The sequence below is a fragment of the Marinobacterium lutimaris genome, assembly GCF_900108065.1.
GTDB classification, from domain to species: Bacteria; Pseudomonadota; Gammaproteobacteria; order Pseudomonadales; family Balneatricaceae; genus Marinobacterium_D; species Marinobacterium_D lutimaris.
Map to the genome: position 1 here is coordinate 2,255,531 of NZ_FNVQ01000001.1, position 22,330 is coordinate 2,277,860.

General features: G+C 57.2%; 21 protein-coding genes and 6 tRNA genes. 7 read left to right on the forward strand and 20 right to left on the reverse strand.

The window, feature by feature from the left end; all coding sequences use genetic code 11:
* The first annotated feature begins 13 nt into the window (after positions 1-13).
* On the forward strand, positions 14-712 hold the full coding sequence (locus C4S72_RS10520; RefSeq protein ID WP_268807697.1) for a DUF1365 domain-containing protein: 699 nt from the start codon (positions 14-16) through the stop codon (positions 710-712).
* Entirely contained in the window at positions 699-1,934 is a 1,236-nt protein-coding gene (locus C4S72_RS10525; RefSeq protein WP_104002954.1) for an SAM-dependent methyltransferase, read from the forward strand. The genes C4S72_RS10520 and C4S72_RS10525 overlap by 14 nt, the downstream gene beginning before the upstream one ends.
* A 53-nt stretch (positions 1,935-1,987) precedes the next feature.
* On the opposite strand, the gene C4S72_RS10530 is transcribed toward C4S72_RS10525, so the two are convergent.
* Genes C4S72_RS10530 through C4S72_RS10540 form a run of 3 tightly spaced genes read right to left on the reverse strand, consistent with a single transcriptional unit; the run spans position 1,988 to position 4,905 of the window.
* On the reverse strand, positions 1,988-2,419 hold the full coding sequence (locus tag C4S72_RS10530; protein WP_104002955.1) for a nuclear transport factor 2 family protein: 432 nt from the start codon (positions 2,417-2,419) through the stop codon (positions 1,988-1,990).
* Positions 2,416-3,189 carry an SDR family NAD(P)-dependent oxidoreductase gene (locus C4S72_RS10535; RefSeq protein WP_104002956.1) on the reverse strand — a complete coding sequence of 258 codons (774 nt, stop codon included), beginning with the start codon at positions 3,187-3,189 and terminating at the stop codon, positions 2,416-2,418. Before C4S72_RS10535 ends, C4S72_RS10530 begins: the two co-directional genes overlap by 4 nt.
* A 45-nt stretch (positions 3,190-3,234) precedes the next feature.
* Positions 3,235-4,905 carry a methyl-accepting chemotaxis protein gene (locus C4S72_RS10540; RefSeq protein ID WP_235009091.1) on the reverse strand — a complete coding sequence of 557 codons (1,671 nt, stop codon included), beginning with the start codon at positions 4,903-4,905 and terminating at the stop codon, positions 3,235-3,237.
* Between the two features lie 238 nt (positions 4,906-5,143).
* Here C4S72_RS10540 and C4S72_RS10545 point away from each other — a divergent pair, with 238 nt between their 5' ends.
* Positions 5,144-5,704 carry a peptidylprolyl isomerase gene (locus C4S72_RS10545; RefSeq protein ID WP_104002957.1) on the forward strand — a complete coding sequence of 187 codons (561 nt, stop codon included), beginning with the start codon at positions 5,144-5,146 and terminating at the stop codon, positions 5,702-5,704.
* A gap of 139 nt (positions 5,705-5,843) precedes the next feature.
* On the opposite strand, the gene C4S72_RS10550 is transcribed toward C4S72_RS10545, so the two are convergent.
* From C4S72_RS10550 to C4S72_RS10570, 5 genes are read right to left on the reverse strand one after another with little or no spacing between them, the layout of a single operon-like run.
* Positions 5,844-6,314, reverse strand: a complete 471-nt coding sequence (locus C4S72_RS10550) for a YiiD C-terminal domain-containing protein (RefSeq protein ID WP_235009092.1) — start codon at positions 6,312-6,314, stop codon at positions 5,844-5,846.
* Positions 6,307-6,870 (reverse strand): nitroreductase family protein, encoded by a 564-nt coding sequence (locus C4S72_RS10555; RefSeq protein ID WP_104002958.1) that lies wholly within the window; start codon positions 6,868-6,870, stop codon positions 6,307-6,309. The genes C4S72_RS10550 and C4S72_RS10555 overlap by 8 nt, the downstream gene beginning before the upstream one ends.
* 37 nt (positions 6,871-6,907) lie before the next feature.
* On the reverse strand, positions 6,908-7,732 hold the full coding sequence (gene queF, locus C4S72_RS10560; RefSeq protein ID WP_104002959.1) for an NADPH-dependent 7-cyano-7-deazaguanine reductase QueF: 825 nt from the start codon (positions 7,730-7,732) through the stop codon (positions 6,908-6,910).
* Positions 7,732-8,505, reverse strand: coding sequence for an ABC transporter permease (locus C4S72_RS10565; RefSeq protein ID WP_104002960.1), 774 nt, complete (start codon positions 8,503-8,505; stop codon positions 7,732-7,734). The genes queF and C4S72_RS10565 overlap by 1 nt, the downstream gene beginning before the upstream one ends.
* A gap of 9 nt (positions 8,506-8,514) precedes the next feature.
* A complete protein-coding gene (locus tag C4S72_RS10570; protein WP_104002961.1) occupies positions 8,515-9,432 on the reverse strand; it encodes an ABC transporter ATP-binding protein in 918 nt (305 codons plus the stop codon).
* 149 nt (positions 9,433-9,581) lie between these two features.
* Between C4S72_RS10570 and C4S72_RS10575 the strand changes: the two genes are divergently transcribed.
* The gene (locus C4S72_RS10575) at positions 9,582-9,971 is read left to right on the forward strand and encodes a PA2817 family protein (protein WP_104002962.1); all 390 of its coding nucleotides are present in this window, start codon (positions 9,582-9,584) and stop codon (positions 9,969-9,971) included.
* 115 nt (positions 9,972-10,086) lie between these two features.
* Here the strand turns inward: C4S72_RS10575 and C4S72_RS10580 are convergent, their stop codons facing one another.
* A complete protein-coding gene (locus tag C4S72_RS10580) occupies positions 10,087-11,538 on the reverse strand; it encodes a peptidoglycan DD-metalloendopeptidase family protein (protein WP_160115496.1) in 1,452 nt (483 codons plus the stop codon).
* 579 nt (positions 11,539-12,117) lie between these two features.
* Here C4S72_RS10580 and C4S72_RS10585 point away from each other — a divergent pair.
* Positions 12,118-13,299 carry an MFS transporter gene (locus C4S72_RS10585; RefSeq protein WP_104002964.1) on the forward strand — a complete coding sequence of 394 codons (1,182 nt, stop codon included), beginning with the start codon at positions 12,118-12,120 and terminating at the stop codon, positions 13,297-13,299.
* Between the two features lie 74 nt (positions 13,300-13,373).
* Here C4S72_RS10585 and C4S72_RS10590 read toward each other — a convergent pair whose 3' ends face one another.
* The 7 genes from C4S72_RS10590 to C4S72_RS10620 form a co-directional block, all read right to left on the reverse strand.
* Positions 13,374-14,567: an MFS transporter gene (locus C4S72_RS10590; protein WP_104002965.1), complete on the reverse strand. Its 1,194-nt coding sequence runs from the start codon at positions 14,565-14,567 to the stop codon at positions 13,374-13,376.
* A gap of 583 nt (positions 14,568-15,150) precedes the next feature.
* A tRNA-Gly gene (locus C4S72_RS10595) sits at positions 15,151-15,226 on the reverse strand.
* 28 nt (positions 15,227-15,254) lie between these two features.
* Positions 15,255-15,330, reverse strand: a tRNA-Glu gene (locus tag C4S72_RS10600).
* A 43-nt stretch (positions 15,331-15,373) separates the two neighbouring features.
* Positions 15,374-15,449: transfer RNA gene (locus tag C4S72_RS10605), tRNA-Gly, on the reverse strand.
* Between the two features lie 29 nt (positions 15,450-15,478).
* Positions 15,479-15,554, reverse strand: a tRNA-Glu gene (locus C4S72_RS10610).
* A gap of 815 nt (positions 15,555-16,369) precedes the next feature.
* Positions 16,370-16,445: transfer RNA gene (locus tag C4S72_RS10615), tRNA-Gly, on the reverse strand.
* 31 nt (positions 16,446-16,476) lie between these two features.
* Positions 16,477-16,552: transfer RNA gene (locus C4S72_RS10620), tRNA-Glu, on the reverse strand.
* 135 nt (positions 16,553-16,687) lie between these two features.
* On the opposite strand from C4S72_RS10620, the gene C4S72_RS10625 reads away from it, so the two are divergent.
* On the forward strand, positions 16,688-17,443 hold the full coding sequence (locus tag C4S72_RS10625) for a hypothetical protein (protein WP_104002966.1): 756 nt from the start codon (positions 16,688-16,690) through the stop codon (positions 17,441-17,443).
* An 8-nt stretch (positions 17,444-17,451) separates the two neighbouring features.
* Here the strand turns inward: C4S72_RS10625 and C4S72_RS10630 are convergent, their stop codons facing one another.
* The 4 genes from C4S72_RS10630 to C4S72_RS10645 form a co-directional block, all read right to left on the reverse strand.
* A complete protein-coding gene (locus C4S72_RS10630) occupies positions 17,452-18,513 on the reverse strand; it encodes a PilT/PilU family type 4a pilus ATPase (RefSeq protein WP_104002967.1) in 1,062 nt (353 codons plus the stop codon).
* Between the two features lie 283 nt (positions 18,514-18,796).
* Complete coding sequence (locus tag C4S72_RS10635) at positions 18,797-19,660, reverse strand: pirin family protein (RefSeq protein ID WP_104002968.1); 864 nt, start codon at positions 19,658-19,660, stop codon at positions 18,797-18,799.
* The gene (locus tag C4S72_RS10640) at positions 19,653-20,642 is read right to left on the reverse strand and encodes a glutathione S-transferase family protein (RefSeq protein ID WP_104002969.1); all 990 of its coding nucleotides are present in this window, start codon (positions 20,640-20,642) and stop codon (positions 19,653-19,655) included. The genes C4S72_RS10635 and C4S72_RS10640 overlap by 8 nt, the downstream gene beginning before the upstream one ends.
* Positions 20,643-20,668: 26 nt before the next feature.
* The gene (locus C4S72_RS10645) at positions 20,669-21,271 is read right to left on the reverse strand and encodes an FMN-dependent NADH-azoreductase (RefSeq protein WP_104002970.1); all 603 of its coding nucleotides are present in this window, start codon (positions 21,269-21,271) and stop codon (positions 20,669-20,671) included.
* A 115-nt stretch (positions 21,272-21,386) separates the two neighbouring features.
* Between C4S72_RS10645 and C4S72_RS10650 the strand changes: the two genes are divergently transcribed.
* Positions 21,387-22,301: a LysR family transcriptional regulator gene (locus C4S72_RS10650; protein ID WP_235009093.1), complete on the forward strand. Its 915-nt coding sequence runs from the start codon at positions 21,387-21,389 to the stop codon at positions 22,299-22,301.
* Positions 22,302-22,330: the final 29 nt, after the last annotated feature.

Sequence of the window (22,330 nt, forward strand, 5' to 3'; positions counted from 1 at the left end):
CTGACTGATCGATCTGGATGAACTGCAAACACTGAATCGCTCCCTGCGCCTGTTTTCAGTGAACCGCTTCAACCTGTTTTCGTTCCGCGAAAGCGATCACGGCGATGGCTCGGGTCGGCCGCTAAAGCAGCAGATCGATGAACTGCTGCAACAGAGCGGCATCGATACGGCGGGCGGCCCGGTGCGCCTGCTCTGCTACCCCCGTATCCTCGGCTACGTGTTCAACCCGCTCAGTGTCTATTACTGCTACGACCGGCAGGAAAACCTGAAAGCGGTGCTGTACGAGGTCAGCAACACCTTTGGCCAGCGCCACAGCTACCTGATAGAAGCCGATGGAGAAACGCTGCCCGAGCAGATCCGCCAATCCTGCGACAAGGCGTTCTATGTCTCACCCTTCATGCCGATGGATGCGCCCTACCGCTTCCGTCTGCGTGCGCCGGACACCGCTGTCGCCGTCTGCATCCGTCAGAGCGACAACGACGGCAGCCTGCTGCATGCCACCTTTACCGGCAAACGGCAGGCGCTCAGTAATCGCTCGCTGCTGCGTACCTTTTTGCGCTACCCGCTGATGACGCTGAAGGTGATGGCCGGCATCCACTGGGAAGCGCTGAAGCTCTGGCGCAAGAAAATCCCGATCCAACCCCGCCCGGAAGCCCCACGCGAAGCCATTACGCTGATCAGAACCAGGAGGCTGGAACATGAAACCCGCTGAGTACTCGCAAATGGACCCTACTGCCCTGGCGCCGCAGGCGAGCTGGTTTAACCGCCGCTGCCTTGATGCAGTGTTGAAACATCTGCCGCATCTGGACCGGGGCCAGCTTGACCTGGTTCTTCCCGATGGACGTCAGCTCAAGTTCGGCCGCGCCGATGTCAACGAACCGCGCGCCAGTGTGCATCTGAAAAGCTATAAACCGCTGCGTCGCCTGCTTCGCGGCGGGCTGATGGGGTGGGCTGAAAGCTACATGGAAGGCGAGTGGGACTCGCCGGATCTGACTTCACTGATTCGCTGGGCAGTGCGCAACCAGCAGGCGATGGCCAGCTTTATGGACGGTCACCGCCTGATCAAGCTGCTCAACCGACTGTTCCACCTGAGCCGCAACAATTCGCGTCGTGGCAGCCGCCGCAACATCGCCTACCACTACGACCTGGGCAATGAGTTCTATAAGCTTTGGCTGGATCGCACCATGACCTACTCCGCGGCACTGTTTGAGGAACAGGATTCCCTGGAAGCCGCACAGCTGAACAAATACCGCCGCATCTGTGAAATGCTGAAGCTGAAACCGGGCCAGGAAGTGCTTGAGATCGGCTGCGGCTGGGGCGGATTCGCCGAGGTGGCTGCCACCGAATTCGGTGTCAAAGTGCACGGCATCACCCTGTCGCAGGAACAGCTGGATTTCGCCCGGCAGCGGATAGAGAAAGCGGGCCTTAACGCACAGTGCAGTTTCAGCCTGACCGACTACCGTGACCTGGACCAGCAGTATGACCATATCGTCTCAATAGAGATGTTCGAGGCGGTGGGGGAAAGCCACTGGGCCGGCTATTTCGACAAGGTGAAAGCCTGCCTCAAACCTGGCGGCGAAGCGGTGCTTCAGGTGATCAGCATCGCCGAGGAGCGATTTGAGGGCTACCGCCGCAGCGCTGACTTCATCCAGCGCTATATTTTCCCGGGTGGCATGCTGCCGAGCCCCTCGGTGATGAAGCGCTGCATCGATGAACAGGGATTGTCACTGCAGGAGGAGCTGCTGTTCGGCCAGGATTACGCGCGCACGCTGGAGATCTGGCAACGCGACTTCAACGAACACTGGCCGGAGATCCGCAACCAGGGCTTTGACGAACGCTTCCGCCGCATGTGGAACTACTACCTTTCCTATTGCGCCGGTGGCTTTTACGAAGACACCATCGATGTGGGACTGTACCGGATCAAACCGGCCTGATGGCCGGTTCTCAAAGGTTGATAGCAAAAACCTCAGAACTCAGAAATCAGAAATCAGGCGCCGGCGCTGATCCGCTTTTTCACCCGGCGCAGTAACCAGCCTACCAGCGGCAGCCTGAGATAGAGCGGGCTGCTGTCCCAGTAATCCAGGTGCTCGGTGATGCGCCCGCCGGCCTCGAAGCTCAGGCGGCTGACACCATCGATATAGAACTCTCCGAGCAGCGGAATCTTAGCGGTGAAAATCCAGCGCAGATAGGCGTGCTGATCATCAGCCAGACGTTCGGTAATGGTGAAGCGCGGATTCTCGCAATGCTCGAACATATCCACCAGCACCGCCCGCATAGCGCCCCAGCCATTCACATCGTTGAACGGATCGCGGAAGTGAACATCCGGGCTCACCAGTGTTTCCAACCGGTCGATATTCTGCGGCGCCAGCTGTTCAAACGCCTGACAGTAAAGGTTGAGGGTTTGCTGCGCATCGCTCATAAGCCGGTCTTCCGTTTTATCAGGCTGAAATAGAGTCGGTACGGCAACAGCCGCATCAGTTTCATGATCATCGCAAAGCGGGTCGGAAAACAGATCTCAAACCCGCTACCTTTAAGTCCTTTAATGATCGCCTCGGCGGCCTCTTCCGGCTCGATCAGGCAGGGCATCTCGAATTCGTTGCGATCGGTCAGCGGGGTGCGCACAAAGCCGGGGTTGATCAGGCGCAGATCGATGCCGGTTCCGTTTAACTCACAGGCCAGCGACTCCGCCAGGTTGATCACCGCCGCCTTGCTGCCGCCATAGGCGCCAGCGGTCGGCAGTCCACGATAGCCCGCCACCGAAGACACCAGTGCCAGCGTGCCGAGACCTCGCTTACGCATCGCCGGCAGCACCACTTCAAGCACATTCAGGATACCGAAATAGTTAACCTCCATCAGCGCCCGACAGGCCTCCACGGAGAGCTCCCTGGCCGGCATCGGCTGATGGTTACCGGCGCTTAGCATCACCAGGTCGGGCACACCCTCGCGGCAGCACAGCTCTTCAAACGCGCGCTGCGTGTCTGTGCTGTCGGTCACATCGAATGCCAGGGTGCCGAGCGTATCACCCAGTCCTTGCTGTCGAGCCTTATCACAGACCGCCTGCAGGGGTTCAAGACGCCTCCCGCTAACCACCACCCGGTGGCCCAGTGCCGCAAACGCAAGAGCGGTGGCCCGACCTATGCCGGTGCCACCGCCCGTTATCCAGATAAGCTGTTTCGAATCTGTCAGCATGGCGTACCTCCTTTACCGGAAGTACGCCGTTTAAAGCGAACCGGTTCAGACCTTGAAACGATTCACCAGGGTCGCCAGACGCTGTTCGATCTGAGCCATGGTGGCGGACATATCGGCCACTGCCACGGCGTTGCGGGTTGAGCGCTCGGAGATATCAGCGATCTCCTGCACGCTGCGGCTGACTTCGTCCGCGACGGCGGTCTGCTCTTCGGCCGCACTGGCGATCTGGGTATTCATCTCGGTAATCAGGCCAACAGAATGAGCGATGCGATTGAGCGACTCGCTGGCCAGCTCGGCGGTATCCACCGTTTCGCGGCTCTGCGACTGCCCCGCTTCCATCACTTTAACCGCCTCCTGCGCACCCTTCTGCAGACGCTCGATCATGCGATGGATCTCTTCGGTGCTCTGCTGGGTACGCGCCGACAGGGAACGCACCTCATCGGCCACCACCGCAAAACCGCGGCCATGATCGCCCGCCCGCGCCGCCTCGATGGCGGCGTTGAGCGCCAGCAGGTTGGTCTGCTCGGCAATGCCCTGGATCACGCTGACGATGCTGCCGATCTCGTTGCTGTCTTCATCGAGACGCCGAATTACCTCGGCGGCGCGATTCACATCATCGGCCAACTCATTGATAGAACTGATCGATTTCTCAACCACCGCCTGACCATCACCGGATTCACGGTCCGCTTCCTGGGCCGCTTCCGCTGCCTGAGCCGCACTGCCAGACACCTGCAGCACCGCAGCCGCCATCTCGTGGATCGCCGCTGCTACCTGATCGGTTTCCTGCTTCTGCTGTTCCGCATCGCTACGCGTCTGGCCGGCAACACCATCAAGCTGCTCGGTAGACTGGGTCAGAGAAGCGACAGCGCCCTTCACCTCTGCGATGACGCCCTGGATATTGGCTGCAAAACCGTTGAAACCGCGGGCCAGATCACCCACTTCGTCCTGACTGCTGTCGGGCAGGCGCTGGGTCAGATCACCCTCGCCCTGGCTGATCTCTGCCAGTGCAGCCGCCACCTTGCGTATCGGATTAACGATCAGGTTAGCGACGAACCAGGAGAGCAGCGACACGACCAGCAGCAGCACCACCGAAATGCCGATAATGGTCCACATGGTGTCCGCGATGTTTTTGCTGATCGCCTGCTGTCGCTCGGCCACTGCCGCATCGATATCATCGATATAGACACCGGTGCCAACCATCCAGCCCCACTCGCGAATCTGGTCCGCGTAGCTAAGTTTGGGCATTACTGCATTGACGCTGGGCTTCATCCAGCCGTACGGCAGAAAGCCGCCGCCACTGCGGGCTTTATCGATCAGCTCTTTGACCACCCTGACACCGTCGGGGTCCACCACGCCGGAACGATCGGTCCCTTCCGATGACGGATCGGGGTGGTAGGCTACCGTGATGCCGTTGAAGTCATAAACGAACAGGTAGCCGTCTTCGCCAAAGGTCATCGAGCGCAGCACGTCTTTAGCCCGCTCTTTAGCATCCGGCGCCTGGCTCGCCACAATCGGCGCTACCGCGGTTAACGCCAGATCGATATAGGCTTTTAGCTCCTCTTTCTGCTTCGCAATCAACTCCTCCCTGACAGCCTCAACCTCGCGCTCACCCACACTTTTCATCTGAAAGTTAACCACCAGCATTACCACCAGGGTCACCAGCAGCATCGGCAACAGCGCGAATAAAAGAATTTTTCCTTTTAGACGAATACGCATGATCATGGATTCCTTACGACATATTCAGGCTGGCGGGCAAAAGGCACCGAGCAATATTTACTTTCAGGGAGGTCGCAACGCCCAGGACAGGTTATGCTCTCTACCCGAACCAATTATATCGGCCGACGTCACTATTAGATGAGCTTTCACCTAAGTATTTGATCCTTAGGTAGCATTAATCGACACAAACCCTAACCGGGATCATCTTTTTGTACCGACACCAACAAGGAAATGCAGAATGAAAACCAAAACCAGGCTGCTGGCTCTGCTGCCACTGATGCTTGCCCCGCTGGTTCAGGCAGACGACCGGGTCAGCCTCGAGACATCCATGGGCAATATCGAAATCGAGCTTTACGCCGACCAGGCGCCAAAGACTGTGGCTAATTTCCTCGAGTATGTGGACAGCGGCTACTACGACGGTCTGATCTTTCACCGGGTCATTCCCGGCTTCATGATCCAGGGCGGTGGCATGAACGCCTCAATGCAGGCCAAGCCAAACCGTCCCCCGGTTGAAAATGAATCGGACAATGGCCTGAGCAACGAGCGCGGCACCCTGGCCATGGCCCGTACCCGCGACCCGGACAGCGCCAACAGCCAGTTCTTTATCAATACCGTGAACAACAGTCGCCTCGACGGCATGCCGGGCAAACCGGGTTACACAGTTTTTGCCAAGGTCGTTTCAGGTATGGATGTTGTCGACAAGATAGGCGCTGTGGAAACCACCACCCGCGCGCCCTTCCGGGACGTACCGGTCACGCCGGTCGTGATCGAGAAGGCGGCGGTCATTTCCACGCCTTAAGAAACAAGCCTGGCGGCTCAACAGCGCTGCTCCAGAACTCGCCACGGGTTTCTGCTGGCAGCGCTGTTCATGGCCACCCCTTGGCTGGCCCAACGCAAGATTATCTGCGCCTTGAACTCATTCAGGGATCACCGCGGACCTATCGCTGGATCGCCACGTAGCGCCCCTGCATGACGAAGGCCACCTCAGCATCACAGAGTACGTCGATCTGCAGATCCAGGCGGCCACGGCCACGTTCGTCGATTCGGTTGAGGAGATGATCAGTGTCTTCCTTGGAGGAGAGGCGCACCCGGGCGAAAAAAGCGCCCTTGATCGGCGCCTTGTAACTCTGATGGGCGTCGGCGATAACAACATCGCAATCCAGCCCCTTTCCACGCAGATACAAAGTGGTGAGGCACCAGCCCGCCAGTGTGGCCAGCGCTGAGATAGAACCGCCAAAGCCGGTGCCCTTGTCATTGACGTTGGGTGCCAGCGGCACGTGCAGCTCAAGTGCCTGGCCATCAAACTCCAGGCGCTCAATCTGCATCGCGCTGGTCAGCGGGATGCTGAGATAAAGCCAGCTGAGAAACTCGGCCGGATCGGTGGTGAGATTAGCGCCGGAATCAGCCACGGGAAGGCCAGTCGGAAACCAGTGATGAGGTATCGACCGCCGGCACCGGTTTCTCTTTCACGGCGGTGCCTAGATATACGAAGCCGATAATCTCTTCGTTATTGGCAAGCCCAAGCCCCTCCGCAACGCGCGGATTGAACGCCAGATCGCCGGAGCGCCACATGGCGCCGACGCCCTGGGCGCTGGCTGCCTGAATTACCGCCTGGGCGGCACAGCCGGCCGTGATGATCTGTTCGCTCTTCGGCACCTTGGGGTGTTCCTGGGTGACCGCAATGGCAACCAGGATCATCGGTGCCCGCAACGGCATGTTACGCAGCTTGTTGATCTGTGCTTCCGCAAGATCCGCGTTTTCCGCCAGGGATACCGACAGGAACAGCTCCCCAAGTTCATTAAGACCTTCGCCTTCGATCTTGAGGAACCGATAAGGACGCAGCGAGCCATGATCCGGCGCCCGCGCGGCCGCCTTCAGCATCAGCTCAAGCTGCGCGTCGGTGGGCGCCGGCGCCTGCAACATCGGGCTTGATGTACGGTTAACCAGCAGTTCCAGTGCTTCCATGGGCGTCTCCTTTTCTCGCTTTCAGCCTGCAACCAGACTACTGACGGGACAAGCGTGTGTTAACCGGCTCATCCTGGATACTCGAGCGGTACGGGTTGATATCCAGCCCGCCACGACGCACATAGCGCGCATATACGCTGAGCTTCTGCGGACGGCAGTGACGCCAGATATCCATAAAGATATTTTCAACGCACTGCTCATGAAAATCGCCATGCTCGCGGTATGAGACGATGTAAGCCAGTAGTCCTTTACGATCGATTTTGCCGCCACGATAGCGGATCTGCACGCTGCCCCAGTCCGGCTGGCCAGTCACCGGACAGTTGGATTTCAGCAGGTGTGTGGTCAGCGTTTCCGTCACCGTTTCGCTGCTGCACTTCAGCAGCGACGGCGCGGGAGTGTAATGCTCCACGTCGATTTCCAGATCGTCAATGCAGACCCCTTCCAGCTGGCCGATGGTTCCCGGCGCGTCCGGTCGGATCAGGCGCACCGATACCTGGCCACCCGCGGCCTGGGACAGATCCTGCTGCAGATGTGAGCGGACCTCATCCTCACTGCCAAAGCGGGTCAGGTTGTAAGAGTTCAAATAAAGCTTGAACGACTTGGACTCGATGATGCTTTCCGAGCTGGCCGGGATGCGAAACTCGGCGAGACGCACCACCGGCTTGCCACGGCTGTCGAGCCAGGACAGTTCGTAGGCGTTCCAGATATCCACACCACGAAACGGCAGCTTGGTGCGATCGACACCCTGAGCCTGCCAGTTGATATCCCGGGCGATGGGATAGAGCAGCGAGGGGTCGTAACGATTAACGTAGCGCGTCCCCTGTCCCAGCGGTGACTGTTTTACCGATTCATGTTCACTCATCAGTTGCGAATGCCTTTACCTATATTAAGAAGGTGCAGCGAGAAACCGGCCAGTGCGACGATAAATACAAAAATCATCGTAAAGGCAAAACCGACATTGATATCGCTGACTCCCAGTATGCCGTAACGGAAGGTGTTTACCATATACAGAATAGGGTTCAACTGGGAGACGCCCTGCCAGAACTCCGGCAGCAGTTCGATACTGTAGAACACGCCACCCAGATAGGTCAGCGGTGTCAGCACAAAGGTCGGGATGATCGAAATATCATCAAAGGTGGTGGCAAACACGGCGTTAATAAAACCACCCAGGGCGAACACGATCGAGGTCAGCAGCACGATACCGACGGTAACGCCGAGATGGTGGATCTGCAGATCGGTGAAGAACATAGACAGCACCGTTACGATCAGGCCGACCGCCAGACCGCGAGCCATACCACCAATGACATAGCCGCTGAGGATGATCCAGTTCGGCACCGGTGCCACCAGCAGCTCCTCGATATTGTGCTGGAACTTGGTGCCAAAGAACGAGGACACCACGTTGCCATAGGAGTTGGTAATCACCGACATCATGATCAGGCCGGGAACGATGTACTCCATGTAATCGAAGCCGCCCATCTCGCCGATACGCGAGCCGATCAGGTTACCGAAAATAATGAAGTAGAGCGTCATGGTGATCGCCGGCGGCAGCAGAGTCTGCGGCCAGATCCGGGTAAAGCGACGAACCTCCTTGACCACGATGGTCCAGAAGGCGGTAAACAGCAGCTGGCTGGGCATAGATATTCCTTACAGATTCTTGTCGACGAGCGAAACGAACAGTTCTTCCAGGCGGTTGGCCTTGTTACGCATACTGGCCACGGCTACGCCCTGCTCGGACAGCTGGCTGAATACTGCGTTCAGGCCCTGGGATTTCTGCACCTCTACCTCCAGCGTATGGCTGTCGGTGAGCGAGACCCTGTAGCCTTCGATCTGCGGCACTGACTCCAGGTCGCCGTCCAGATCGAGAATGAAGGTTTCCATGTTCAGCTTCGCCAACAGCGCCTTCATCGAGCTGTTCTGGATAATCTGACCGTGGTCGATAATTGCGATATTGCGGCAGAGGCTCTCCGCCTCTTCCAGGTAATGCGTGGTCAGAATGATGGTCGTACCTGCGGCATTGATCTCACGCAGAAACTCCCACATAGAGCGGCGCAGCTCGATATCGACCCCGGCGGTGGGTTCGTCGAGAATAAGCACCTTCGGATCATGGACCAGAGCACGGGCAATCATCAGACGACGCTTCATACCGCCAGACAGCATGCGGGCGCGCTCGTTGCGCTTGTCCCAGAGGCCCAGCTTTTTCAGATAAAACTCGGCGCGCTCACGGGCCCGCGCAGCGGGAATACCGTAATAGCCGGCCTGGGTAATGACGATATCAACCACTTTTTCGAACGGGTTGAAATTGAACTCCTGAGGCACTACGCCCAGGCTGAGCTTTGCCTTGGCCAGATCCTTATCGATGCTGTGGCCAAACACGGAAACCGTACCATCACTCTTGTTAACCAGAGAGGAGACAATTCCCAGGGTGGTGGATTTACCGGCGCCGTTGGGGCCGAGCAAAGCGAAGAAATCGCCCTCCTTAACCTCCAGGGATATACCCTTCAGGGCCTCGAATCCATTACCATAAGTCTTGCGCAGATTTTCAATCTTCAGCGCTGAAGTCATAAACCGCCTTCTTTAAACTATATTTTGCATTGCATAACGGACCACTAATGTGGGGTCGTTAACGGAAAAATCAACTCTCCCCCCTTGTGTTCGGCCAGCGACGGCTCCATCCAACGAGGGGTAAATACTCTGTAAGACCTGGAGCAAGCGTGACCGATTTCTACACCTACCACCTCAACCTGATGAAGCTGGCGTATAACAACCTGATCAAGCAGCCGCCATTCAATGATCCAGCGATCAGCGCCGACGATGCCGAGTTTCTCGAGCAGTTCGAGGCGCTGACAAAAGGGTTCGAGAAAAATGAAACCTGGGCCTATGAAGAGGGACAACTGATTCTGTCCCGTCTTGTACGCGCCTACCCGCACCTGGTTCACCTGGTAGCGCGGGATCTGTTCTGGTTGTTTGGTGGAGACTGCCTGCACCACATGGCCGATGAGGAGCTGGAACGCTTTGCCGAACTGGATGAAGCCCGCGCTGAAGCCGAGCGTAAGGGCGAGCCGTTCGACTACCTGAGCGAGCGCACGCGCAGGTTCAACTAAACCGGCTCAGGCTGCTTTCAGCCTGCCGCCCCGGCTGGCCTCAAAAGCAAAAAACGGAACCGCCCGACCTCTTGCGAAGCCTGAGCGGTTCCGTTTTAACCCGGGAGTTTCTCGCTTACAGCGACCGGGCGCTCTTGTTCGTATTTTCTGAACGCTGCGACACCATCACACCGTCCGCCGGACGAGCTTCATCCATGCGCGTTAGGTACTGACCCAGCAGAGAATCAAACTCCTTGCGGCTCTTGCCCTCCAGGTGTTTGGCAATAGGAATCTCCGCCGTCATCGCATTCACCGGTCGACCGGCGATACGGAATTCGTAGTGCAGATGTGGTCCTGTTACCCGGCCGCTGGAACCTGACAGGGCAATCTTCTGTCCACGGCTGACACGCTGCCCCTTATGTACCAGCGCCTTGCTCAGATGCAGGTATCGGGTGGTGTAGCGTTCACTGTGCTTAACCTCCACATAGAGCCCGGCGTACTTGTGGTTGACCACACGGGTAACGACACCGTCACCGGCGGCCAGAATGCCCGTTCCGGTGCGCATGGCGAAATCGGTGCCGTTATGCGGACGCGAAAGACCGGTGACCGGATGGTGACGATTGGGGTTAAAGTTTGAGGATACGCGGTGCTTGCCATTAAACGGGTAGCGCATAAACGCCTTGCTTAGGCTACGCCCCTTCTCGTCATAATAGGTGCCGTCGTAATAGAAGATCGCAACCGGTGAGCGGTTCGCCATCAGCCGCACCGCTTCAACCTGGGTCTCGCCGGTCGGTTCGTCATCGATAAACTGACGTGACACCAGCACCTCAAAGGAGTCACCTTTGCGGATATCGCGGCTGAAGTTGATCTTTTCCTTCAGCAGGCGGGTAATCTGGTAGGCGTCACGCACGTCCAGCCCCTGCGCCTCGGCATCGACCGAGAAGCTGCGGCCGATCTCTCCGGTAATCGCATACTGCTTCCACTCACCCGGCAGACGGGTTTCCGCAAACTCGAAGCCGGCGTCCTGTTTACGCTTGTAAGTCACCTTGTGCGCAGGAGAAAACTTGAGCTCCAGCGCCTGCAGCTGCTCGTTGTCCACATCGATCAGCAGCTTTACGCCCGGCTTGATATTATCCAGCGCCAGCACAGCTTCATCCGCTTCCAGCACCTGGTAAAGATCGCTCAACGGCAGATTCAGCTTTTGGAACACCCCGGTAAGCGTGTCGCCCGACTGAATCTCGTAGGCCCACATACGCGATTCGTCCGCGGCGGCATCGCCTTTTACATCAGCCTTTTCATCAGCTCTTACGTCAGCCGCTGCAGCACCGTCAATCGGCGTATCAACCAGGATGCCGTCATCTTCCGGCTCCGGCAGTTCCAGCGGGATCACAACGCGATCACCTTCGATCACCGGCTCTCCGGCTGCCAGCCCCTTACCAGAGACGATGGTGGCGCGAGATTCTTCACCGGGATAAACCAGGAGTATCAGAAGAGAGAAAGAGATAATGGGGAGCACCGCACGGTAGGCGATGGGGAGTTGCTTGATAAAACCGATACCACGACGAGAAAGAGAAGATACTATTTTCAAGATAACACCACCTGGAATTAGACACAGGTAAAACAGAGATAACAATAGCCGCCCAGTATCCTTTAATTTGAGCAACATTTCGAGCAGTATATTAAATAAACAGCTGCATACAATGGGAAATATCTGTTTCACTCAATTTTTTTCAATCCCGCCCTGCTTTCAGCACCAAAAGAGTAGCCGCAACGGTACAGCCAGCCGGAAATTAATGCGCCTGGCCGATATCAGCTATCGGATTACCACTATTAATCCCCCGCCGCGCTTTCCCTAACATAGACAAGCCGACACCTGCGCCAACCACCAACAACTAATTAACCGAGTGCTTATATCGGCGCCGACAAAGCAGCACCAACTAAAGCCCAGTAAAGCACTCAGCTAATCAGTTTAAGGCGCCCATCTCCAACCTTGCGCAGCGACCACGAAAGGTCGGCTGTAATGCCAACAACTATTTAGACAAGACGCCCTCCCCCGGTCACAGAGAACAGCGGCAGCCATCCCTGGTAGCTATCCATGAATCTCTGCACTGGTAGCACCAGGAACAGCACCTGGCTGCGGCAGGAGTCCGGTCTTAGAAAGGAAAAAATGACAACAGAAAACAAAGCAGACAAGGCCAACGCCACGCTCTTCGCCCTGACAGCCGGCACATTCAGCATCGGCACCACCGAGTTCGCCCCTATGGGCCTGCTACCTATCATCGCTGATGGTGTCGATGTATCCATCCCTGCTGCGGGAACCCTGGTCACCGCCTATGCCATCGGCGTTATGCTGAGCGGACCGGTTATTACCCTGCTGCTAAGCCAGATCAGCAAGCGCGCCGCTCTGCTGGCACTGATGTCCATATTTATTTTGGGCAACCTTATTTCTGCACTGGCACCGGATTATCTCTGGCTGATGGTTGGCCGCGTTATCACCAGCCTGTGCCAGGGTGGCTTCTTCGGTTTTGGTGCGGTGGTCGCGACACAGTCAGTCGTCAAAGAAAAACAGGCCAGCGCCGTTGCCACCATGTTTATGGGAGCCAGTATCGCCAATATAGGTGGCGTCCCCCTGGCCAGCTGGCTGGGCCAGCAATATGGCTGGCGCACGGTATTTATCGGCACCGCACTACTTGGCGTATTGGCCATGTTGGCGCTTTTCAAAGCATTACCACGCGGAGAGAAGGGATATAAACCGGACATGCTTTCGGAGCTTAAATCACTTATGCACCGGGAAATGCTGACCGCCGTCTCCCTGACCGTACTGTTCGCCAGCGCCTTTTTCGCGCTTTACACCTACGTAGCGCCGCTACTGCAAGAGGTCACGGGAGCCTCCGGCGGATTTATTACCGGGATGCTATTGCTGATCGGCCTGAGCCTGACCGCCGGTAACTGGATCGGAGGCCGCCTGGCTGACTGGTCACTGGATGGCGCGACGGCGATCGGCAAGGCATTACTCTGCATCTCGCTGCTGCTCGCGCCACTATTCCTCACAAGCCACACCGGCGCTGCGCTGACGCTGTCGGTATGGGCTGTTGCCGCCTTTATTATCGTGCCGCCACTGCAACTACGAGCGATGCATGCCACGGCAGAAGCTCCCAGCCTCGGTTCTGCGCTGAACATGTCGGCGTTCAATTTCGGTAATGCCATTGGCGCCATGGTCGGCGGCGGAGCCCTTCAGCTTGGGTTCGGTTACAGCGCGATCCCGGTTGCTGGTGGGCTGATCGCCGCAGCGGGACTGCTATTGCTCTGGATCGCCAGACGAACTCGAACCACCACAGCTGCAGCCTGATCACAGCCACAGACATAAAAAATCCCTGCTCGTTATGGCAGGGTTTTTTCATTCGGTCACCAAGCCCTAATAACTCAACTCGCTTCGGCCTGGGCTTTAGTCGCAGTGCGTACCGATACCAGAATGGCAAGACAACCCACTGCCGCCATCACCCCATAGGCACTGACGACCTGCACAAGGCTGTAGCTCTCCGAAAACTGCCCGGCAATCAATGTCGGTATGGCCGCCCCGGTGTAGGAGGTTGCATAGATAAGCCCCAGCACATTCGCGCGCTCTTCCAGCGTTACCTTAGCCACTATCGAATTGATACTGCTGCTCAGCACCGCCCCCTGAGCGATACCGGCACAGACACTGGCAACCAGGAAAGGCACCAGCAACCCGTTTTTCAGCGTAAAAATCAGCGCCCCTATGGCAAGTACAAAGGTCACCATCCCGATGCGCTGAGCGTTAGCCACACTGACCCGCCCTGCCAACGATGCGCCAATGGGGCTGGGCGCCATTATGGACGCAAACACCAAAGCTGCGGCCAGCGCGCTGGAGGAATGCAGCTGCTCCATCGCCATGGCCGGACCAAAGGCCTGAAAAAAGCCACCCAACGCCCAGGTAGGAACAAAGATAAACACACCGATGCGGAACGCCCGGCGCGCCGAAGGCGGCAGCCCCAGCTGCGGCTTAAGGGATGATAGAGCGCCCGGTTTGCGGGTTACAGTTTCCATACTGTTAAAACAGAGCAGCACACAGATAGCCAACACCGCCAGAATCACCATATAAGGCAGTAGCCTTGGCTCACTACCGTAATCCACCAGCGTCCCCGACAGGATGCCTCCCAGCGTCAACCCGCTCATCGGCCCACAACTGAGCACGGCGGGTGCCAGCCAGGCAGGCTTTTCCGGAGCCGTATCCACTACCCAGGCCGCCAGCGCTGTCGAAGCAAGCCCACAGGAAACACCCTGCAAAAAACGACCGATCAACAGCGGCGTGGCGCTATGCACATTCAGGAAAGAGAAGGCCGCCCCTGCCATTAACACCAGGGTGAGCAAAGCCGATAAACGGCGACCAAAATGGTTGGACAGTCGCCCGAAAAACAGCAGCGAAGAGACCGCGCCGACAAAGTAAACCACGGCGCTCAACGAGAGATCAGTGTAACTCAACCCATCTGCGCTGCGGTACAGCCCATACAACGGGATCGGCGTAGCCGAAGCCGCATAGGTTGCAATCAACGACAGACTGGCCGTGGCAAAGGCCCCTTTTCTACCAAAACGCTTCAACTCCACACCCCTTAAAAATCCAAACTCACCTAGCCCTGCTCAACTCAACCGTCACAACAGACAGGAGCAAACACCTCAGACCAACGGGCATCACTCAAAAGAAAACAGCGGAACAGGCAGCCCAGGAGACGAAAAACGGCAAAGAACCCGGCAGGGCACCGGTGATTAACAGCTAATTTAGAGGTGAAGAAGTATGACGGAGAAAGGATCCATTGATAATCACCGGATACTTAAAACGAGTCATGAGCAGAATTCATAAGAAACGAGGAGTACCCACTTCGCTCCAGCAACGACAGCAGAAGGTATCAACCACCACGAACAGAACAGGAAACAGGCACGCGGCCAGAGGCCAGCAAGCAGGCAATAGGACCAATAAAATCTAGCGAAGCGGCTTCGGTGCACTGCATCGAAGGCAAACTTTCAACGTAAGAAAAAATTAGAGTGAAAAACGTGACTCATCCGGCCGGCGCTCCGGTGGCCTGCATTCCGGCGGTCGGCGCTCCGATCGCGAACCCGACAAATAAAAAGCGGGGGTCGCCCCGGCTACGGAGTCATAAACAAGAAACACTTGGAGAAGAAAATTTGGAGCGGGAAACGAGACTCGAACTCGCGACCCCGACCTTGGCAAGGTCGTGCTCTACCAACTGAGCTATTCCCGCTTTTTCTCTGCAAAGACTGCAAAGAGAATGGCGTCCCATAGGGGGTTCGAACCCCTGTTACCGCCGTGAAAGGGCGGTGTCCTAGACCACTAGACGAATGGGACGCAACTTCGAAAACAGTACCGATCAAACTTTCCAGACAAAATCTGGAGCGGGAAACGAGACTCGAACTCGCGACCCCGACCTTGGCAAGGTCGTGCTCTACCAACTGAGCTATTCCCGCATTTTCTCTTCTCTATACAGAGTAGAGAGTGGCGTCCCATAGGGGGTTCGAACCCCTGTTACCGCCGTGAAAGGGCGGTGTCCTAGGCCACTAGACGAATGGGACGTGACCGTTACGCTTTCGCGTTCCTCGTTGAGGAGGCGCAAATAATACGTATGGCCTTACCCTGCGTCAACACCTATTTGTAACTTTTTTATAAAAATTCCAGAGACCGCTCTTTGGCTAACTTGTTGATCTGCAATCCGAATAAAATTTAACCAGCTTCGATTCTCCAGCCCCTTGGCACTGATCACCAAGCATACAAATCGGCGCGAGGCGCGCCTCCTACAAAGTACGAAAGGTCTGCCTGGGAGAACGCCAGGGCACCATTCGGCGAAGCGAATACCTCAGGAAATGATGGAAAGAGCGAGTCTGACGCAGGAAAGGTGAAACATCCGCTCAGCATTCCGGCGGTCGACGCTTAGATCGCGGCCCCGACCAATAAAAAGCAGGGTCGCTCCAGCTACGGAGTCGAAAATAATGATTACATTGGGAAGAAAATCTGGAGCGGGAAACGTAACTCATCCGGCCGGCGCTCCGGTGGCCGGCACCCCAGTCGCGTACCCGACAAATAAAAAGCGGGGTCGCTCCGGCTACGGAGTCAAAAATAAAAATCACATTGAGGAGAAAATTTGGAGCGGGAAACGAGACCCATCCGGCCGGCGCTCCGGTGGCCGGCATTCCGGTCGAGAGCCCGACAGATAAAAAGCGGGGGCGCCCCGGCTACGGGGTCAGAAATAAAAATCACGTGGAGAAGAAATTTTTTGGAGCGGGAAACGTGACTGAACCGGCCGGCGTTCCGGTCGAGAGCCCGACATATAAATAGCAGGGGCCGCCCTGGCTACGGAGTTCAAAACAAAATCACATTGAGGAAGAAAATTTGGAGCGGGAAACGAGACTCGAACTCGCGACCCCGACCTTGGCAAGGTCGTGCTCTACCAACTGAGCTATTCCCGCTTTTGATCTCTTCTCTATATAGAGCAGAGATTGGCGTCCCATAGGGGGTTCGAACCCCTGTTACCGCCGTGAAAGGGCGGTGTCCTAGGCCACTAGACGAATGGGACGCTTAGGACGCTTCCCACAGCAGTGGGAGCGGCGTGAATATTAATGAGGTGACGGGGGTCGGTCAAGGGTTTTTTACGTCTTTTTGCTATAGAATCAACTGCTTCAGCGAAACCGAACCGTCCACAGGGGATAGCATGGGCCCGACACAGATAGGCATACTGATTCTCGGCGGCATACTGGTGCTGGCCGTTACCGCCTATATCGTGCAGACAATTGAAACGCAGCGCCGGGAGAAGCGTATGCGCCTGCTTGCCCTGCGCGATCAGATACGTCGCGCCGACCACCTGCTGACCAACCTGCCCGCGTTCTATATTTCACCGGATATCCGCTCGGTGTTGATCAAGTATATGGATCTGCGCTGGCACCAGATGATCGAACTCGAGCGCAGCCCGAACTATCGCCAGGAGCTGGAAAAGCTAGCGCAACGCGCCTCAGAACCTTTTGAGCCAGGCAACTATCCCTCCGGCTCGCTGACCCATTCACCCGACCGGAATACCGCCCGCAGCACCCGTGCCCTGTTGCGTGAACTGGCCCAGTTTCTCACCGACCTGCAGAAGCAGAACCTGTTCAGCAAAGGAGCTCTGCACGCGATGCTGCGTCATATAAAGCAGAGCTACACCCGCCTGACGATCGAGCTGGAGATTATGGACGCGCAGCAGACCGAGCAGGTCGCCGGTCCTCAGGTAGCCCTGCACACTTACCGCAGCGCCCTGACCCGACTGCAGAGCTTCAACGATGCCTACCAGATCGACGTACAGATTTTTGCGCTGTCGAAAAAACTGGAAGAGTGCCAGAACATCGCCGACGAGCAGCGTGCGAAAGAGGAAGATGAGCTGCGCCGGCGCGACGCAGCAGAAAGAGAGCGGGAAGAGCGCCAGCGCTACCGCTGAGCGGGCAATCAGCCCAGCAGTTTCATCTTCAGCGTGACATTATTGCGGGAGTCGGCGTTGTGCAGCACCTCCTCTTCTGAAATTTTGCCGGCGCTGTAAAGCTCCAGCAGGTTTTCATCGAAGGTATGGGTGTGAGTATCGCTGCTCTGCTCCATCGACTCACGGATCTCCTTGAAATCCCCCCGTCCGATAAGCTCCGACACATAAGGCGTATTGATCAGCACCTCGGTCGCCGGCAGATAGCGTTTGTTCACATCGCGGATCAGACGCTGGGAAACGATAGCCCTCAGGTTCTGTGATAGATCCTGGCTGATCTTTTTCAGCTCGGTATCGAGGAAGAAGTTGGCGATATGCTCGATCGCCTGCACCGTGTTGTTGGCATGCAGCGTCGACAGGCAGAGATGGCCGGTTTCCGAGTAACGGATCGCCTGCTCCATGGTCTGACGGTCACGGATCTCACCAATCAGGATCACGTCCGGCGCTTCACGCAGCCCGTTCATCAGCGCATTTTCATAGCTGAGAGTATCCACCCCCACCTCACGCTGATTGATCAGCGAGCGTTTGTTGGTGTGCATGAATTCGATCGGATCTTCCACCGTCAGGATATGTCCGGTAGCGCGCTGGTTTCGGTATTCGATCATCGACGCCAGCGAGGTGGACTTACCGGCACCGGTGGCGCCGACAATCAGCACCAGGCCGCTGCGCAGCATCACCAGGTCCTGCAGGGAATCCGGCAGGTTCAACTCCTGCAGGGAGGGAATTTTGTTGCGAACGTAGCGGATAACCAGCGCCACGTCACCGCGCTGGCGATAGACATTGACACGGAATCGGCCGATGCCTTCGGGGTTGTGGGAGAAGTTCATCTCCATATCTTCAGCAAAGATCTGGCGCTGCTTCTCCGTCATCAGAGAGTCGGCCAGCTCCTCGGTGACACCCGCCTCCAGCGGTTTATCGCCGATCGGCCTGAGCACCCCCTCGATCTTGATCTGGACAGGAGATTCGCTACTGAAGAAAAGGTCCGATGCCTGCTTCTCGACCATCAGCCGAAGATACTTGTTCAGATCGAGCATTACCCCTCCTGGACCGCGCGCTGGCGTTTTTATTCGATTATTGCTGCTGGTTATCCCATAGGGAACGTTTCACATCAAGCGCGTGATCACAGGATTTGGTTGAAAACAGCACAACAATGACAACCATCACCAACACAATAAGCTTGCCCATCACGCCCCCTAAATGCCTGTAAGTTAAGCGGCAGTATAGGCCCGGGTTATTCAGGAAGGGAAAAAAAAGGCGTGCAAAGCTTCCTCTGCACACCCTTAAAAAGGAAATTATTGCGGTGAATCAAGCGCTGAATCAACCAGTCAGCGTACCGGCACGGTAATCGCGGATCGCCTGTTCGATCTCGTCCTGGGTGTTCATCACGAACGGTCCATACTGAGCCACGGGCTCACCAATGGGGCGGGCCGCCACCAACAGGAAGCGCGCGCCCTGCTCTCCGGCGCTCAGGCTGACGCTGTCACCCTCGCCAAGCTCGGTGGCGGCGTTCGGTGCCAGGGTGGCACCGTCGAGAGACGCGCGGCCCTCGAACAGGTAGATAAAGCCAGCAAGCGCTGCCGGCACCGGCAGCTCAACCTTACCATTGGCGCCAAGGCTGATATCGACAAACAGCGGCTGACGGCTGATGCCGCGCACCGGGCCTTCCAGCGTCTGACCGCCAAACTCCAGACTGCCCGCCACCAGACGGATACGGTTGCCCTGCTCATCTTCCGCCTCGGGCACCTCTTCCGGCTCGATATTCTGATACGCGGCAGGCTTCATTTTCTCATCCGCCGGCAGGTTTACCCAGAGCTGAAAACCGCGCATCAGCCCCTCTTCCTGCTGCGGCATCTCCTCATGGATAACACCACGACCGGCAGTCATCCACTGCACACCGCCGGATCTGAGCAGACCTTCATTACCCAGGTGGTCCCGATGCAGCATGCGACCGTCGAGCATGTAGGTCACCGTTTCAAACCCGCGGTGAGGATGGGCCGGGAAGCCGGCGATGTAGTCATCCGCCTTGTCCGACGAGAAGTTATCCAGCATCAGAAAGGGGTCGATCCTCAGATTCTGGCGCTGGCCGATGCTGCGCTTGAGGCGCACACCGGCGCCATCGGAGCTGTCCATACCGCGAATAACACGGTTCATGGGTCGGCTATGAGTAGTGCGATTAGTCATGATCCAGCACCTCCCGATGATGGGGCGCCTCCAGGTCGAATTCGGGTCCTACGGGGATGATCCCCGTCGGGTTGATGCCTGGATGGCTGCGATAGTAATGGTTACGAATATGCTCGAAGTTGGTCGTCGAGCGGAACGCCGGTCGCTGATACAGATCGCGCAGGTAATTGGACAGCGCGGGATAATCGGCGATTCTGCGTTTATCACATTTAAAGTGGCTGACATACACAGGGTCGAATCGCACCAGCGTGGTATATAGACGGATATCCGCTTCGGTCAGCTGACCGCCCACCAGGAAGCGCTCTTTCGACAGGTGTTCATCCAGCCGATCCAGCGTCTCGAACAGCGCTGCCACCGCCTCATCGTAAGCACCCTGAGAGGTGGCAAAGCCCGCCTTATAGACGCCGTTATTAACGCGGTCATAGATCAACGCGTTCCAGCGGTCGATCTCTTCACGCAGTTCTGCGGGATAGTAATCCCCCACCGCTGCCCCCTGGGCATCGAAGGCGCTGTTGAACATGCGGATGATCTCAGCGGACTCGTTGCTGACGATCTGTTCCTGCTGTTTATCCCAAACCACCGGCACGGTCACCCTGCCACTGGTATCGGGTTTGCTGCGAGTATAGATCTGATGCATAAACTCGCTGCCGTAAAGACTGTCCCCCGTGGCCGCGGGGAAATCGGTGTTAAACGTCCAGCCGTTTTCCAGCATCAGCGGATGCACCGCATCCACACCGATCATCTCGTCCAGTCCCTTGAGCGCCCGCATAATCAACGTACGATGCGCCCAGGGACAGGCCAGTGAAACATACAGATGGTAGCGGCCAGGCTCGGCGGCATAACCGCCCTCCCCGCTTGGGCCCGCCTCGCCGCCGGGGGTAATCCAGTTGCGAAATTTCGCTGTATCGCGTTCGAAGCGCCCGCCGCTTGACTCCGTGTCATACCACTTGTCTTGCCAACGTCCTTCTACCAGCAGTCCCATGATTACCTCCCAAATCTGTGTTTCGTTTACTGCAGCTGTTCGCCCAGCGCCTGCTTGGCTGCGGTCAGCGCCTGCTGCGCCAGCTCGTCACCCATGGCCAGACCTTCCACGTAGATCACGCGGGTATCGTTCAAGCCAACAAAGCCCAGGAACTGGGTCAGGAACGGAATCTGGAAATCCGCACCGGCGTCCTTGTACTGGCCACCGCGGGTTGCCAGCAGCAGTACCGGCTTGTCTTCCAGCAGACCGACTGAACCGCTCTCGGTGTACTTGAAGGTCACACCGGCGCGGGCCAGGTGATCGATCCAGGCTTTCATCTGAGACGGAACGCCGAAGTTGTACATCGGTACACCGATCACCAGCATATCGGCCTGACGGATCTCTTCGATCAGCTGATCGGAGAAATCAACAATCGCCTGCTGCTCGCCTGTACGCTCGTCCGGGGAGCTGATCAGCGCACCGAAGCGTTCGGCATCCAGATGCGGGATCGCATCGGCGAACAGGTCGCGGGTAACGACTTCGCCCTGGGGATTCTTCCCTTTCCAGTCAGCGATAAGCTGTTCCGCCAACTGGCTGGACTGTCCCTGGTCACCAAAAATACTGCTTTTTACGTAAAGAAGAGTCGCCATTTCAAAACTCCTGTGTGTTTGTGTATGGCTATTTTTATATTCACAGGCCAAATAAAAAATAGGACAAAACTGCGTTTTTTGATCTACTATTTCGATAGATTTAATGGTGGAGGATGTGAAAGTGCAGATCACGCTTGAGCAATGGCAGACCCTGGTCGCCGTGGTCGACTCGGGCGGCTATGCCAAGGCCGCCGAAGCACTGGGCAAGAGCCAGTCGGCAGTCAGCTATGCCATCCAGCGCCTGGAGGAACGTCTCGGCATCGCCGTATTTCGCATCGAGGGACGCAAGGCTGCATTGACCGAAGCCGGAGAAGCACTCTACCGTCAGGCCCAGTCACTGCTGGACAGCGCCCGTCTCACCGAAGAGCTGGCCCATCATTACAGCAGCGGTTCAGAAGCGCGTATCCGACTGGCGATCGACCTGATCTTCCCGGAGCACCTGACACTCTGCGCCCTGGCCCGCTATGCCGAGATCTCCCCTTTTGTACGTATAGAGCTGCTGGAAACCGCGCTCAGCGGCACCGATGAGGCGTTGATCCGTGGCGATGCAGAGATGGTGATCAGCAGCCGTATTCCGCCCGGATTTGTCGGCGACTTCCTGATGCGGATCCGCTTTGTCCCCGTCGCTCACCCGGACCACCCGCTGCACCAGCTGGGACGCTCTTTGACCCACGACGACCTGCGCCGCCACCGCCAGCTGGTCGTTCGCGACTCCGGCAGCCGCAGCCTGAACGAGGGTTGGCTTGGCGCCGATCAGCGCTGGACCGTCAGCCATATGAGCACGTCGATCCTCTGCGCCTGTTCAGGGCTGGGCTTTTCCTGGTACCCGGAATTGAAGATCAGCAAAGAAGTGGAGAAAGGCCTGCTAAAACCCCTGCCGATGGAAAGCAGCAGCGAGCGTTTCGCCGACCTCTACCTGATCAAGCGGGACGCGCACCTCTCCAGCCCCGGCGTCAAGCGCCTTGCCGAACTGTTTCAAAGCGCAGTAAAGGATTTTGAAGCCAAGGGCGGCAATCCATTAACAGCCTGAACGCAGTGAAATCCTGACTACCACTGCTT

Excerpts from the sequence above, each read along its gene's own strand:
- queF (WP_104002959.1), bottom strand. The coding sequence starts at position 7,732 with ATGAGTGAACATGAATCGGTAAAACAGTCACCGCTGGGACAGGGGACG.
- C4S72_RS10625 (WP_104002966.1), top strand. The coding sequence starts at position 16,688 with ATGGGCCCGACACAGATAGGCATACTGATTCTCGGCGGCATACTGGTG.
- C4S72_RS10540 (WP_235009091.1), bottom strand. The coding sequence starts at position 4,905 with ATGCGTATTCGTCTAAAAGGAAAAATTCTTTTATTCGCGCTGTTGCCG.
- C4S72_RS10535 (WP_104002956.1), bottom strand. The coding sequence starts at position 3,189 with ATGCTGACAGATTCGAAACAGCTTATCTGGATAACGGGCGGTGGCACC.
- C4S72_RS10645 (WP_104002970.1), bottom strand. The coding sequence starts at position 21,271 with ATGGCGACTCTTCTTTACGTAAAAAGCAGTATTTTTGGTGACCAGGGA.
- C4S72_RS10565 (WP_104002960.1), bottom strand. The coding sequence starts at position 8,505 with ATGCCCAGCCAGCTGCTGTTTACCGCCTTCTGGACCATCGTGGTCAAG.
- C4S72_RS10630 (WP_104002967.1), bottom strand. The coding sequence starts at position 18,513 with ATGCTCGATCTGAACAAGTATCTTCGGCTGATGGTCGAGAAGCAGGCA.
- C4S72_RS10640 (WP_104002969.1), bottom strand. The coding sequence starts at position 20,642 with ATGGGACTGCTGGTAGAAGGACGTTGGCAAGACAAGTGGTATGACACG.
- C4S72_RS10570 (WP_104002961.1), bottom strand. The coding sequence starts at position 9,432 with ATGACTTCAGCGCTGAAGATTGAAAATCTGCGCAAGACTTATGGTAAT.
- C4S72_RS10555 (WP_104002958.1), bottom strand. The coding sequence starts at position 6,870 with ATGGAAGCACTGGAACTGCTGGTTAACCGTACATCAAGCCCGATGTTG.
- C4S72_RS10545 (WP_104002957.1), top strand. The coding sequence starts at position 5,144 with ATGAAAACCAAAACCAGGCTGCTGGCTCTGCTGCCACTGATGCTTGCC.
- C4S72_RS10635 (WP_104002968.1), bottom strand. The coding sequence starts at position 19,660 with ATGACTAATCGCACTACTCATAGCCGACCCATGAACCGTGTTATTCGC.
- C4S72_RS10530 (WP_104002955.1), bottom strand. The coding sequence starts at position 2,419 with ATGAGCGATGCGCAGCAAACCCTCAACCTTTACTGTCAGGCGTTTGAA.
- C4S72_RS10525 (WP_104002954.1), top strand. The coding sequence starts at position 699 with ATGAAACCCGCTGAGTACTCGCAAATGGACCCTACTGCCCTGGCGCCG.
- C4S72_RS10585 (WP_104002964.1), top strand. The coding sequence starts at position 12,118 with ATGACAACAGAAAACAAAGCAGACAAGGCCAACGCCACGCTCTTCGCC.